The sequence below is a fragment of the Cellvibrio sp. genome (assembly GCF_053579595.1).
Window position 1 is genome coordinate 1 of record NZ_JBRFPI010000090.1, and the last position, 13,364, is coordinate 13,364.

10 protein-coding genes are annotated in these 13,364 nt (G+C 49.0%); 7 read left to right on the forward strand and 3 right to left on the reverse strand.

Features of this window, described 5'->3' with window-relative positions; all coding sequences use genetic code 11:
• The 6 genes from ACWA6V_RS07775 to ACWA6V_RS07800 all read left to right on the forward strand — a co-directional run.
• Window positions 1-2,025: di-heme-cytochrome C peroxidase (locus ACWA6V_RS07775; protein ID WP_449521946.1), on the forward strand; the 2,025-nt coding region annotated here is incomplete at its 5' end.
• 262 nt (window positions 2,026-2,287) lie between these two features.
• Window positions 2,288-3,829: a serine hydrolase domain-containing protein gene (locus ACWA6V_RS07780; protein WP_449521947.1), complete on the forward strand. Its 1,542-nt coding sequence runs from the start codon at window positions 2,288-2,290 to the stop codon at window positions 3,827-3,829.
• A 2-nt stretch (window positions 3,830-3,831) separates the two neighbouring features.
• Window positions 3,832-4,686 carry a CPBP family intramembrane glutamic endopeptidase gene (locus tag ACWA6V_RS07785; RefSeq protein WP_449521948.1) on the forward strand — a complete coding sequence of 285 codons (855 nt, stop codon included), beginning with the start codon at window positions 3,832-3,834 and terminating at the stop codon, window positions 4,684-4,686.
• Window positions 4,687-4,883: 197 nt separating this feature from the next.
• Complete coding sequence (locus ACWA6V_RS07790; RefSeq protein WP_449521949.1) at window positions 4,884-5,225, forward strand: hypothetical protein; 342 nt, start codon at window positions 4,884-4,886, stop codon at window positions 5,223-5,225.
• Window positions 5,226-5,321: 96 nt separating this feature from the next.
• The gene (gene uvrD, locus ACWA6V_RS07795) at window positions 5,322-7,544 is read left to right on the forward strand and encodes a DNA helicase II (protein ID WP_449521950.1); all 2,223 of its coding nucleotides are present in this window, start codon (window positions 5,322-5,324) and stop codon (window positions 7,542-7,544) included.
• A 101-nt stretch (window positions 7,545-7,645) separates the two neighbouring features.
• Window positions 7,646-8,806 carry a TRAP transporter substrate-binding protein gene (locus ACWA6V_RS07800; protein ID WP_449521951.1) on the forward strand — a complete coding sequence of 387 codons (1,161 nt, stop codon included), beginning with the start codon at window positions 7,646-7,648 and terminating at the stop codon, window positions 8,804-8,806.
• A gap of 52 nt (window positions 8,807-8,858) precedes the next feature.
• Here ACWA6V_RS07800 and ACWA6V_RS07805 read toward each other — a convergent pair whose 3' ends face one another.
• The 3 genes from ACWA6V_RS07805 to ACWA6V_RS07815 all read right to left on the reverse strand — a co-directional run bounded on the left by ACWA6V_RS07805 (window position 8,859) and on the right by ACWA6V_RS07815 (window position 12,549).
• On the reverse strand, window positions 8,859-11,555 hold the full coding sequence (locus ACWA6V_RS07805; RefSeq protein ID WP_449521952.1) for a sulfatase-like hydrolase/transferase: 2,697 nt from the start codon (window positions 11,553-11,555) through the stop codon (window positions 8,859-8,861).
• A 21-nt stretch (window positions 11,556-11,576) separates the two neighbouring features.
• Complete coding sequence (locus tag ACWA6V_RS07810) at window positions 11,577-12,089, reverse strand: hypothetical protein (RefSeq protein WP_449521953.1); 513 nt, start codon at window positions 12,087-12,089, stop codon at window positions 11,577-11,579.
• Window positions 12,090-12,327: 238 nt separating this feature from the next.
• The gene (locus ACWA6V_RS07815; protein ID WP_331350646.1) at window positions 12,328-12,549 is read right to left on the reverse strand and encodes a hypothetical protein; all 222 of its coding nucleotides are present in this window, start codon (window positions 12,547-12,549) and stop codon (window positions 12,328-12,330) included.
• 195 nt (window positions 12,550-12,744) lie between these two features.
• Between ACWA6V_RS07815 and gmk the strand changes: the two genes are divergently transcribed.
• Window positions 12,745-13,362 (forward strand): guanylate kinase, encoded by a 618-nt coding sequence (gmk, locus tag ACWA6V_RS07820; protein WP_449521954.1) that lies wholly within the window; start codon window positions 12,745-12,747, stop codon window positions 13,360-13,362.
• The last annotated feature ends 2 nt before the right edge of the window (window positions 13,363-13,364 follow it).

Genomic DNA, 13,364 nt, shown 5'->3' on the forward strand with positions numbered 1-13,364 from the left:
GCGATCGAGAACGGCGTCTTTGGCGAAAACTATTCCACCCCCATCTATTTGGATCAGGGCTGGAGCGCCAACGATAGCCTCTGGTACTACAACACTACCCAGGGCTCGGCGCTAATGCCCTACGACTTTTTTATCGCGCTGGAACAGAGCGATTCAAACGAGCTGTTTCGTGCGAACAGTTTGATCGATAAATACCGCTACCTGCCGCAAAAGCCAACCTTTTTTAACCCCGACGGCCTGCCCGTCGGGTTCGTCAAAGAGTCTTACCAAGGCAATGATTACATCGGCTTTACCTGTGCCGCTTGCCACACCGGGCAGGTGAATTACAAAGGCACCGCTATCCGTATCGACGGTGGCCCGGCGATGGCCGATATGGTGGGCTTCCTCACCGATCTGCAAAAAAGCCTGGACATCGCCCTGGCTAACAGCGAGAAAAACCAGCGTTTTGTCGCCAAGGTACTGGAGCTCAATAACACCTACTCCAACGCCGAGGAGGTGCAGGCCGACCTCCAGCGCTGGGCGCGTAAAATCCGCTTGTACAACAATGTCAACGCCTCAAAGGTTGAGTATGGCTACGCGCGCCTCGATGCGTTTGGGCGAATCTACAACCGCGTGCTGGAACATGTAATCAACCGCAACCAGGTGCGCGATGTTTTGCTGGGGGCGACTAAATCTGAAGAGGACGATACCAACCTGCTTACACCGGTGCAGGTAGATAAAGTGTTGGAAGACATCAGTGAAACTATTATTGGCGACCTGCAGTTTGCCAAAATTATCGACCGTTTGATGTCCACCAAAGAGGGATACCCAGCACTCAGTTTGGCGGTGATGAACGAGCGCATCAAACCACTGTTGTTCAATGAACCCAATGCGCCGGTGAGCTACCCCTTCCTGTGGGACATAGTGCAATCCGACTATGTGCAGTGGAACGGTCTGGCATCCAATGCGGGTGTGGGGCCGCTCGGGCGCAATACCGGCGAGGTAATCGGCGTGTTTGGCATTCTCGATTGGACCGCTCACAAACGTGGCTGGAGTTTGCCGGCGTTGGTGACTGGCCAAAAGAGTAAGAGCTACCAGATCGATTTCACCTCCTCCATCGATCTGGTGAACCTGTCACGGCTGGAATCCCATCTGGCCAGTTTGACCTCGCCAGTGTGGCCCACTCAAAAGGCGGATAGCCCGCAGCAGGAGATCGCCAAAGCGATTTTTGACAAGCTGCCGGAGTGGCAAATTGACAGTGCAAAAGTGCGCCGTGGCCGCGCCCTCTACGCCGAATATTGCGAATCCTGCCATGAGGTGATTGACCGCACTGACCACGATCGTATCGTCGTTGCCAGTATGTTGAATATTGATGTGGCGGGCACGGATCGCGCCATGGCTGAAAATAGCGTCAATTACACCGGGTTCTCCGGCAATTTTAAAAATACCTATCAAACCGAAAGCGTGGGTGGACTGGTGATCAAGGATCGCGCGCCGGTAGTGCAAATCCTCACGGCGGCGACCATGGGTGAAGTGACTACCGCACCGGATCCGGATAAGTGGTGGCCGCGCCGTGCGCTCGACTGGCTGTATATGCTGGCGCATTCGTTCTTTGATAATGAAATCAAAGCCAGTGTAAAATCCGGCAACTATCAACCGGATACCACCGCATCTCCCTACCAATCGCTGCTATCCTACAAAGCGCGTTCATTAAATGGCATCTGGGCGACGGCGCCCTACTTGCATAACGGCTCAGTGCCGAGCATTTATGATTTGCTCTTGCCGGTGAAGCGCGATGGCGACCCCGCTGATGGACTCTATCGCCCGACCGAATTTAAAGTCGGCAGCCGCGAGTTTGATCCGCGCAAAGTTGGCCTGCGCACTGAAGGTTACGACGGTTTTACCTTCAAGGCGGACAAGCGTGGCGACTTTAATAGTGGCCACGAATACGGCACCGCGCATGCACCAGCAGTCAACGGCGAAAAGCAAGAGCCGCTGACTGATGAGGAGCGCTGGGATTTGGTTGAATACATTAAAACCTTGTAACCCCGAAGGTGTGAACCCTGAACACAGGGTGTAATCAAAGGAACGATAGCGCCACTTTTTGCTGTATTGTCCACACGGGTAATATGGCAAAAGTGGCGTTCTTGCATCTGTAGATGGTGAAACCATCGGCGGCAGAAACTATCGATAGGGAAAAAGGTCGATGATAAAAATATCGATGGCAGGAAGGAGTGATCGCATTTTTTAATTACCCTATTTCTATGGTCATCCACAACATGGCCTTTAACGAGTTAGCTGTTTGTTTATGCGATCAACACTAAGTAGCAATCATTCATGGGGGCGTCTTGCGGCAGCTGCCGCCTTTAGCCTGATGATAATGGCACCGCTGGTGCAGGCATCGGGTGAAAAACGGGTCACTGTGCCTATTGCCCTGCCATTCCAGCAAACGACATCTTTGCCGCCGAGCAGTGCCGCAGCCAGCGCCGTTGCGGCATCGCCAAACCCAAATGCGATTCAACCCATGCCCTATACCCAGACGCCCGCCCCGGCGGTGGCGGCGCTCTATTCGTCGGCTGCATACTCATCTGCAGGGGCGCCCTCACCGGCAGTTCAGGGGGTGATTGTCAGCTCGGCGACCGCAAGCTCAACGGCGCCTGCGGCAAAAGAGGCTGTTGCCAAAGAGGTAAGGCCGGCAGCGGTCAATATCCCTGTTATTACCACAGCACCGATCAAAGCACCGCGATATCCGGTTGGCCACCCCGAGGCCTTTGTGCCCGAGTTTGAAGATTACATCGCCAAAAAAGTCGCGCCTTTTGTCCCGGGTGTGGCGGTTGTGATTGTCTCGGGAGGGCAGATTAAATCACTCAATGGCTATGGTGTGCGTCGCGCCGGTACGCGCGAAACAGTTACCCCCGATACTGTGTTCCGTCTTGCCTCCCTGTCCAAAGCGGTCGCCGCGACTTCGGCCAGTGTGTTGGTCAACGAGGGCAAAATCAGTTGGGACACCACTATCACATCGGTATTACCCAACGTCACCTTTAGCAATGCGCGCTACGGCAAGCAGCTCACGCTGCGCCACATTCTTTCTCAATCATCGGGTCTGCCGCGCCACACTTACAGTCACTTTATCGATGCAGGAAAGAGTTACGCTGATACAGTTGCGCGCCTGCGCTACGTCAATTTTGTCTGCCCACCGGGCAAATGTTTCGCCTACCAAAATGTGCCTTACAGCCTCTCGGGCGAAATGATCAAGAAGAAAGCGGGCATGAGCTTCGAGCAGTACACGGAAGAGAAAATTTTTGATCCGCTCGGCATGCGCAGTGCGTCTTATGGTTTAAACAGCTACAACGCCTCGCCCAATCGCGCCGCACCGCACGTCAACAATGGCAAGCGCTGGATCCCAACCGCCGTCACGGGCAATTGGTATCGCGTGGCGCCAGCGGCCGGGGTCAATGCCAGTATTGTCGATATGTCACGTTTTTTGCTCGCGCAGATGGGTAAACGGCAGGACGTACTGCCGCTCTCAGTGCTCAACCCCATCCAATCACGGGTGACCAAAAATACTCCGGCGCAAAACTATTACGGCGTGCGTAAAGCGGTGGGAAATACTGCCTACGGTATGGGGTGGCGGGTATTTGATTACGGCCGCAATAAAAACTTTATCCACCACGGCGGCCACGTAAAAGGTTTCCGCACCGAGATGGTATTCAACCGCGATCTACAGATCGGTATGGTGTTCCTGTCCAATTCCGAAACCCGCCTCGCGCGCGATGTGATCTTCAAATTCCTCGACAGCTACGAGCGCGCCCAGACAGCGGCGCGCGCTGCTGCCAAAAAGAAAAAATAACCATGACCTTCACTGCCCGGCTATTTGCGGTTCTTCATCCTCGCCAGATCCTGCGCGCACTCGATGATATCGACCGGGCATCACCTTCTTACACTCTCGATCGTCCCGCTGCCCTGCGTCGCGTTATGCTGGTGCTGGCATGCGTGTCGGTGAGTTTGCTGGTGCTTCACTACGCCAAATTTTCCAACAATCTGCTTGCCCTGCTGGGTTGGTTGGGCGACTGGAATGGGCGGGGCGGGCAACATTATGTGCAGGCTTTGCAAGCCCAGGGTTGGTTGGACTTGTGCGGTTATATCTGGTGGACTTTATGCCACTTGCTCACGTTTATTGTGCTGCCTTGGTTGGTGATCCGCTTTGGCTTTAAACAATCCATGCTGGATTTTGGATGGCGCTGGAACCAGGTAGGCGAGCACTGGCGCGGCTATCTGCTGCTGCTCAGCCCGATCCTCGTGTTCGTGGTACTGGTGAGTTTTGGTGAGGATTTCGTCAACCACTATCCCTTTTATCGCCACGCCGGGCGCAGTTGGGTGGATTTCCTCCTATGGGAACTGCTCTACATGAGCCAGTTTGTATTCCTCGAATTCTTCTTTCGCGGATTTATGCTCAATGCCCTGCGTCCGGCTATGGGCGCCAATGCGATCTGGGTGATGTGTGTACCCTATATGATGATCCATTTGCCCAAGCTTGCCCTTGAAGCAACCGGCGCAATTTTGTTTGGCCTATTTCTCGGCATTCTTGCACTGCAATCGCGCTCGATTTGGGGTGGCGTTTTGGTGCATGCCGGTGTAGCGCTCAGTATGGATATAGCCGCGTTACTGCGAAAAGAGCAAATTCCTGGATCATTTTTTCCTTTCTAGAACTCCGTATATAGCCAGCTGTTACATGGCGCACAGATAGCATCCTCCTATCCCAGTAAAGTCACACCCTTGTCGCCTAAATATTCATTTTCATGGCGATTGACATCAAATGTCACACATTAATGTGACTTGAATCACGAATATTTACTGCTAAAGTCAGTGATACCCAGCAGATAGCACCTCCGCGAGAAAAGGACATGAATTACGTTCGTAGTAAAAACATCAAACTGGCATTCATGCTTGCGGCATTGCTAGCTGCCGCAAGCGCTAATGCATCGCTGCTAGATTGCATCAAGTTAGCCGGTATTGAGTCTGCCTCAAATCTGGAATGTGTGGCCTCGGAAGTGACAGCTAAAAAGAGTGTTGAGACCGCGCAAGACGATCTCCCCATCGAACTCGCTGACAAGGCGCTGGCCAGTTTTCGTGTTGAGCATACCGCGACACAGGATGCCAGACCCGAATCGGCACTCCTGCTGGTTCTGGTCGTTGCCGTTTTGGCTTCAGCATTAGTTCGCACCAAAAGCTACAACAGCAAGTAATTCGCAATCTAAAACACGCTCTCCTCCGAAAACAAAGATGGCTATATGTATATCTAGCCAGTAAAATCGCCGCACTCTTTTTTACTGGCTCTGGTTATGGATGTTTCCCTCCTATTAGATTCGCTCAATAACGCCCAGCGCGATGCTGTCTCGGCGCCAGCCTGCAATCAATTGATCCTCGCCGGGGCAGGCAGTGGCAAGACTCGCGTGCTGGTGCACCGTATCGCCTGGCTGATCCAGGTAGAAAAAGTATCGCCCTATTCGATTATGGCGGTGACCTTTACCAACAAGGCTGCGCGTGAAATGCGCGCGCGGCTCGATGAACTCTTTCATCAGAACGGACAACCGATCAACAGCCGTGCTATGTGGGTCGGCACCTTCCACGGCCTTGCGCACCGCCTGCTGAAAGCCCATTGGCAGGATGCAAAACTGCCGCAGAATTTCCAGATTCTGGATAGCGACGACCAGCTGCGCCTGATCAAACGCGTTTACCAAACGCTCAATATCGACGAAAACAAATGGCCGCACAAACAGGCGCAGTGGTACATCAACGGTCAGAAAGATGAAGGTTTGCGCCCTCAGCACATTCAGGATTCCGGCGATCCGTTTGTGCGCACCATGCTGCAAATTTATCGCGCCTATGAAGACGATTGCCAGCGCGGTGGCATGGTGGATTTTGCCGAGATTTTATTGCGTGCCCACGAACTCTGGCTGCATAAACCGCACATCCTCGAACACTATCAACAGCGCTTCCCGTTTGTATTGGTTGATGAATTTCAGGATACCAACAGCGTGCAATATGCATGGCTGCGTGTACTTGCGGGTAAAATGGCCTGCGTGAGCGCAGTGGGCGACGACGACCAATCGATTTACGGTTGGCGCGGGGCAAAAATTGAAAACATTCAGCGCTTCTCGCAGGATTTTGCCAACACGCAGGTGTATCGCCTCGAACAAAACTATCGCTCCACCGGCAATATTCTCAAGGCCGCCAACGCGGTGATCAAACACAACTACGGCCGCCTCGGCAAAGAGTTGTGGACTGAGGGTGAAAAAGGCGACCCGATTTCCCTTTACGCCGCATATAACGAACAGGACGAGGCGCGTTTTATTGTCGAGCGCATTCAGGATTGGGCGCGCAAAGGCCGCGAGAAAAAAACCATCGCGATTTTGTATCGCTCCAACGCCCAGTCGCGCGTATTGGAAGAGGCGTTATTGCGCGAGGCAATTCCCTATCGCATTTACGGCGGCCAACGTTTCTATGATCGCCTTGAAATTAAAAATGCGATTGCGTACATGCGCTTGATCAGCAACCGCCACGACGATGCCGGTTTTGAGCGGGTGATTAATACTCCGACGCGCGGTATCGGAGGCAAAACCGTTGACGATATTCGTTTGTTTGCACGCGAACAGGGCTGTTCGCTCTGGGCAGCAGCCGAACAAATGGTGGCCAAACGCGTACTCGCTGCGCGCGCCGGCAATGCGGTGCAATCATTTTTAAATTTGATTGAAAAGCTCGCGCTGGATGCAAACGCAATTGATATCCATGGCGATACCGCATCGCTCGATATGATTGCCAAACAAGTCATCGAAGATACCGGCTTGCTCGAATTCCATCAAAATGAAAAAGGCGAAAAAGGTCAGGCGCGCGGCGAAAACTTGCAGGAATTAATTACTGCCTGCCGCGCATTCGATGCGGAAGAAGAGAATGAAGAGCTCTCGCCGCTACAACAATTTTTAGATACAGCGGCACTCGATGCCGGTGAAACCCAGGCCGATGAATTTGAAGATGCGGTGCAATTAATGACGCTGCACTCGGCCAAGGGGTTGGAATTTCCGCTGGTGTTTTTGGCCGGTGTGGAAGAGGGTTTGTTCCCGCATAAAATGTCGGCGGACGACCCGGATCGATTGGAAGAAGAGCGGCGCCTGTGTTACGTGGGCATCACTCGCGCTATGGAAAAGTTATTTATCAGTTATGCCGAAACCCGTCGCTTGTACGGCAATGAAACCTTTAACGCGGTGTCCCGTTTTGTGAAAGAAATTCCTGAAGATTGTATCGAAGAAGTGCGTTTAAAAACCGCGGTCACCCGTCCGGTCAGTTTTAATCGCCCGCTCACCAAACCCTCAACGCGCCAGCCCATGTACGATACCGGTGAAGACACTGGCTTCCGTCTCGGCCAGCGCGTCACTCATGCCATGTTTGGCGAAGGTGTGATTTTGCAGTTCGAAGGCTCGGGGCCGAATGCGGTTATCCAAGTGAAATTTGAAACCATCGGCATCAAGCGCTTGGTGATGCAATATGCGAAGTTGCAGGCGCTGTAAAGCCTCTGCCTAAGGTGTAGCCAAAAAGGCTACGCCTGTAGCAAAATTCGCCGCAGAGATAAAAGTGTAACTATTTTTTCAGATTGTAAAGCGAAGGAACTATGAATAATAAATCCATTAACTGGTACCCGCTTGTTGTTGTCATCCTTATCGCCGCCTTGGCGGCAGTATTTGCGGCTTTAGTGCTGGAAAAATCCAAGCCTAAAGATGCAGTGCAAAACACGCCTGCAAGTGCGCAAACCTCTTCGGCAGTTTCTTCCCAGCAATACCATTGGAAAATGGTGACCTCTTGGCCGAAAAATACGCCCGGTTTGGGTGTGGGCGCGGAAAATGTGGCGCGCGTTATCAATGAAATGTCTGGTGGTCGTCTGCAGATTCATGTGTATGGTGCGAATGAATTAGTGCCAGCGATGGGTGTGTTTGATGCGGTGTCATCTGGCAGTGTGGAGATGGGGCATTCCGGCAGTTATTTCTGGCGCGGCAAAGTGCCCGCCGCGCAATTTTTTACATCAGTGCCCTTTGGGATGAATGCGCAGGAATTGTATGGCTGGATCAACCACGGCGGCGGTTTGGAATTGTGGCGCGAGCTTTATGCCCCGTTTAATTTAATTCCCTTTCCAGCGGGTAATACTGGCGTGCAAATGGCCGGCTGGTTTAATCGCGAAATTAATTCAGTAGACGATTTGCGCGGGTTAAAAATGCGCATTCCCGGTTTGGCGGGAGAAGTATTTAATCTGGCCGGTGGAACATCGGTAAATATTCCCGGTGGTGAACTTTATACCGCGTTGCAAACCGGTGTTATTGATGCGGCGGAATGGGTCGGGCCGGAAAATGATTTGGCGTTTGGTTTCCAGCAGATCGCAAAATATTATTACTATCCCGGTTGGCATGAGCCAGGACCGTCGATGGAGTTGATCATCAACAAAACTGCGTTTGAAAATTTACCCAAGGATTTACAGGCGATTGTGACCTACGCCGCGCGCGCGATGAGTCAGGATATGTTTGACAGTTACACCGCGCACAACAGCCGTGCCTTGAAAGAACTGGTTGATAATCAAGGAGTGCAAATTCGCAGATTGCCGGATGAAGTACTGAAGCATTTTTATGAAATTTCGCAGCAGGTTTATGCGCAGCAAGCTGCGAAAGATCCGCAATTTAAAAAGGTTTACGATTCATATTCCGCGTTTATGAAAGACTCGGCGGCCTACCAAAAAATTTCCGAGCAGACCTATTACGAAGTGCGCGAACAGCAGCGTGATTAACTCATTACCAAATTGTGACTGATAGGGTGGAACTAGCCTACATCAGAGTGAGTTATTCTGGTTTCGCTATTGGGAAAGGATCTGTAATGCCAAAGAAACCTAACCCTCCCTGATTAAAAAAGGCATCAAAAAACGCATGCTCATATAGTAGCCGCAGTTGTTTTTCCTCATCTGAAAGAAGACGCACAGGATTACCATTGAGCAAATCCGCACGAGTTGGTTTGTTAAAAAAATTAGTCTCACGAAGTTTATCAATTGTTTTTTCCAGCCCGGACTCTCCTAAACCTGCCATTTGCGTTAAACGTTGACCGAAAAAAGTGATGGGCATGTGCCTCGACCAACTTTTATCAAATGGTTGGTTACTCCAAACCAGATAGGGTGTTGAGTAGAACTCCTGAAATGCCATCCCAATACTTTCAGGTTTAAATCCTGTCTCATGATAAATTTTAAAGTTTGCACCCAGAATAGGTAGATGATCACCATAAAACAAGATGATAACCGGAGGGGAGTTTTGTTGTTGAAATTCACTAATTAATTCCGCCAAGGCGTCACGTGACTCACGAACACCTATTGAGTAAGTGGTTAGGGTCTGACGTTCAGATTCTGGAAGTTGCGGAGCTGCTGACCAATTAATAGAAATTGGGGGCAATCCCTGATAACGATCATCTTCAAATGGCCCATGGTTTGCCATAGTTACCGTAAAAATAAACTGCGGTTCTTGAGCTTGCTGAAGCTGCTGCAGAATCAGTCCGTTAATTGCGCGATCAGTAACGTAGAGTTTATTGCGCTCGGCCTCTTTGAAGTAATCAACATCTTTAAATTCAGAAAAACCAAGCAGGGGATATGATTTGTCCCGACCCCAGAACCAACCCTCACTGGCGTGTATGCCGAGAGTTTTATATCCAGCTTGGTGAAAACGCCAGACAATACTAGGCATTGGTTTTTCAATAAAATGTACAAATGGCACGCTTACACCAGGAAATAACTGTAGGGCTATTCCGGTTAAAAATTCAAACTCAGTGTTTGCAGTCATCCCCCCGAACGAGGGAACCTCAACATAGCCTGATGCACAATTTGATTCTAACGTGGACAAAGTGCTGCATAAGTTATCCAAATCACCGGGAGAACCTTCGGGAAACAATCCGTCGGCAAGTTGTCCTGGATCCCAAAAAGCTTCTGACTGAATAACAATGACGTGAGGTTGTACCTGTGCAGGTTTTTCGGTTGGTATGTCTACTTTTATATTGCTTGCTTGCGCCAATAAATTCACTGAATTACTACTATAGTTTTCTGGTTTTTCAAGGGTAAATCCAGCGATATGTTTATATATAAAGCTAGGGAAAAATCCGGAGTAGGTATATAGCTGTGCCGCACCTGGCATATCCCAAGCATTGGGAATGCGGGACTCATCAAATACTTTATTAGGATAATGCAAGAAACCTAATATTAGCCCAAAAGCAATCAAACCTCGCAGTGCCGCCCATATTTTTCTGTTAACCAAAAACGATGGAAATTTCCACAACAAATAAATGAAACCAATGAATGATGAAAAAATTGCACCATAAATTAATACGGCGAATTGCTTCCCCGCAATAAAAATTAAAGAGTCGAATGCCTGATTCACCATATGGAAATCAGTTGGCATTAAAGGGACTCCAAGAAATTGAACTTTAAGATAATTAATAACGGACACTAATAAAATAAGCGTAATCGTAAATAAGGCCGCAGCGATTCTGGCCAAAAAAATGCGTACGACAAAATAGATCAAACAGATAGTAAAAGCGCTGATGGAAAAAAAATAAAATGAATTTTCCACCCAACGAATTAGTTCATTTATGTCCCAACCTCGAACCGGCACCTCCACGATTACAATTGCAAGAAATATTAGGGTTAGCACCCAAAGAACAGATTTTTGGAAATAGGCCAGAAGTTCATAACTGCTTGAAAAGCGCTTATCTATCGGCTCCACTTGTTGGGCAGGGGAAATTTTTGTCCGGCTTGCCCAGCTAACCCAGTCAATCCACCAACTTAAAAAATGGACTGTTACCGGGAGCACTGCGATCACCAGTGTCGCCACTGCAAATCCAAAGCACCCTGCATAGGTCATCGTCGGCGAAGCGCCAATTACAGCAAATAAAATAGCGGAAAAAAATGACAGTATTAGTGCAGATAAAAACCACAACTCTATCTGTTGCGATATCAGTAAATGACAGAATGTATCTTTGGCTGGTTTTGATGTCTGTCGTTTTTCCAGATAGTATCCTAGCGCAACAGATAGAACACATAAAGAAAGGTGAAAATTAATACAGGTATATATAAGCCCTAAAATGCCTAGCATTATCAATAGCATCACAATTTTTTGCTGATGCAGCACTCGGTCAATCTGAACAAGTATCAAACCAATTAAACAAGCGGCGGTGAAATGTGTTGGCCCAACAGGTATAAACCATTCAGTTACCATGGATGGTTGAAAATACTGAGCTATAGAATAGTAAAAATATTGCAGAAGAATATGAATCAGTAATGCCGAATAAAATATTTTTGCAACTTGATAGGTTCGAAAAAGTTTTCCAAGATGTGCTCCGAGCAGTAGTAGTACAAGACCGCTTGAGCAAATATTCAAAACATTGATGAAAATTATTGAGATGCCTGAATTTTGAGCCCCAGACTGGATTAGCAACTGTATGAACACGAACACAATTGCTAACGCTGAGTAAAAGGCCTTTAATTTGATTACTGCATATGGCATTAAATTGTTCCTTAAATTCCCTTAAAGACGCGCTTCAATATTGAAAATTGTCCGTTGCACTTCGTAGATAGCAGAACCTCTTGCAGGATTTATTTTGAAATCGTCTGGCGGAAAAATAAAAGCCACGACTTCATAAATACCTGGCGGTATATTTCTTCTGGTAGGAATTTCCAACTCATCTGTAAATAGAATTCCATCAGCAGGAATGTCTGTGAATTTTATAGAAGTAGACTTTATGGAGTTGGTGTCTAAACGCCCCAACTCATGCTTATGATTTCTAACATAATAAGAAATGTTATGATTTGGTGGCAGTGGAGCAGAGAGCCACCACTTGACAGTGAACTTTATTGGCTGTCCGGGTTTAATTCTTGTAGCTGCAGGAGTGGCACTAACAAGTTGCGCTTGGGTACCAAAGTTTGCATAGTGAAATTGCTCTGCCGGTCTGTTTATTTGAATGCCCAGCCAAATTACGGCAAGTAAATTTACAATTGCTATAGTTTGTGTCAATCGGTAATCACGATGTAGATTTGTCACTTTTTCTCCAAAAAATGGTTTCCCACGTAGCCTTAATTTTTTAATAAATAGTTACTGCGACTTTCTTATAAAGAGCTTCCAAAACCACCAAAACGGAATAATGCCATAGGATGTAAAAAGAGAAAAACGATTGCGTCACTGATGCTTAGTCAGGCGGACAATTTAGAGTGGCGTTAACGCGGATGCTAACAAACAGTGGGGCTGTATGCTGAAATGCATGTTTTTACGATAGATGAAATTATCTCTCAAGGTCGCCCTGCGCAGTAATTTCCACCAGCGTCGCAATCCCATTCTTGCGCAGTTTTTCCATCAGACGCGCAAGCTGTTCTACTTGCGCTGCATCCAGTTGCTCGCCATGGGTGAAGCTCAAACGTTTCTTTGCTACTAGCTCACGCACATATTCGGGGCGCACGCGCAGGCGTTCGGCGGTTTGGGTGATTGAGAGGAGTTGGCGCAACATGGAGTGCTCACGAGCTGATCGGTGAAGTGGCTTACTATGACATATTTATCCACATTTTGACTCTCTTTGCAGTACCGGTTTTAACAGGTCATTTCTATCTATTGATCCTTTGGCTGTGCGTTGCAGCAAGCTGTGCCATAATTTCCCTCATAACATTTCTGCTGGCCCCAATTTTTCTGCTGATAAGGTTCTTCCATGGCTAATCTTGGCACCCTCTATACCGTTTCTGCGCCATCAGGTGCAGGCAAAACCAGTCTGGTCAGCGCACTGGTGAAATCCAATCCAGAAGTCTGTGTTTCTGTCTCCCACACCACCCGCCCCATGCGCCCCGGTGAAATCGACGGGGTGAATTACCATTTTGTCGATCATGCGACCTTTGAATCCATGTTAGAGCAGGGCGCTTTCCTCGAACACGCACGGGTGTTTAGCAATCTCTATGGCACTTCCCAGCAATGGGTGGTTGATACCCTGAAACAGGGAATTGATGTCATTCTGGAGATTGATTGGCAGGGCGCCGAGCAAGTGCGCAAATTAATGCCGGACACGGTGAGCCTGTTTATCCTGCCACCTTCTTTGGCGTGTTTGCGCCAGCGGTTAACAGGGCGCGGGCAAGATGATGTCGCTGTGATTGAAGCGCGAATGAGTGAGGCAATTAACGAGATGTCGCACTATGTCGAGGCTGATTATTTGATTATCAATGACGATTTCACTGTGGCCCTCGCGGAATTCCAGGCGCTAATTACCAGCCAGCACATCGGGCTTGCGCGACAGGCAGAGCGGCATACTCAGTTACTTAAAGAGTTACTGGCTTAAAT

What these genes read in the sequence shown, in the direction of transcription:
- ACWA6V_RS07780 (WP_449521947.1), top strand. Translation starts at nt 2,288, where the DNA reads ATGCGATCAACACTAAGTAGCAATCATTCATGGGGGCGTCTTGCGGCA.
- ACWA6V_RS07800 (WP_449521951.1), top strand. Translation starts at nt 7,646, where the DNA reads ATGAATAATAAATCCATTAACTGGTACCCGCTTGTTGTTGTCATCCTT.
- ACWA6V_RS07790 (WP_449521949.1), top strand. Translation starts at nt 4,884, where the DNA reads ATGAATTACGTTCGTAGTAAAAACATCAAACTGGCATTCATGCTTGCG.
- ACWA6V_RS07805 (WP_449521952.1), bottom strand. Translation starts at nt 11,555, where the DNA reads ATGCCATATGCAGTAATCAAATTAAAGGCCTTTTACTCAGCGTTAGCA.
- ACWA6V_RS07785 (WP_449521948.1), top strand. Translation starts at nt 3,832, where the DNA reads ATGACCTTCACTGCCCGGCTATTTGCGGTTCTTCATCCTCGCCAGATC.
- gmk (WP_449521954.1), top strand. Translation starts at nt 12,745, where the DNA reads ATGGCTAATCTTGGCACCCTCTATACCGTTTCTGCGCCATCAGGTGCA.
- uvrD (WP_449521950.1), top strand. Translation starts at nt 5,322, where the DNA reads ATGGATGTTTCCCTCCTATTAGATTCGCTCAATAACGCCCAGCGCGAT.
- ACWA6V_RS07815 (WP_331350646.1), bottom strand. Translation starts at nt 12,549, where the DNA reads ATGTTGCGCCAACTCCTCTCAATCACCCAAACCGCCGAACGCCTGCGC.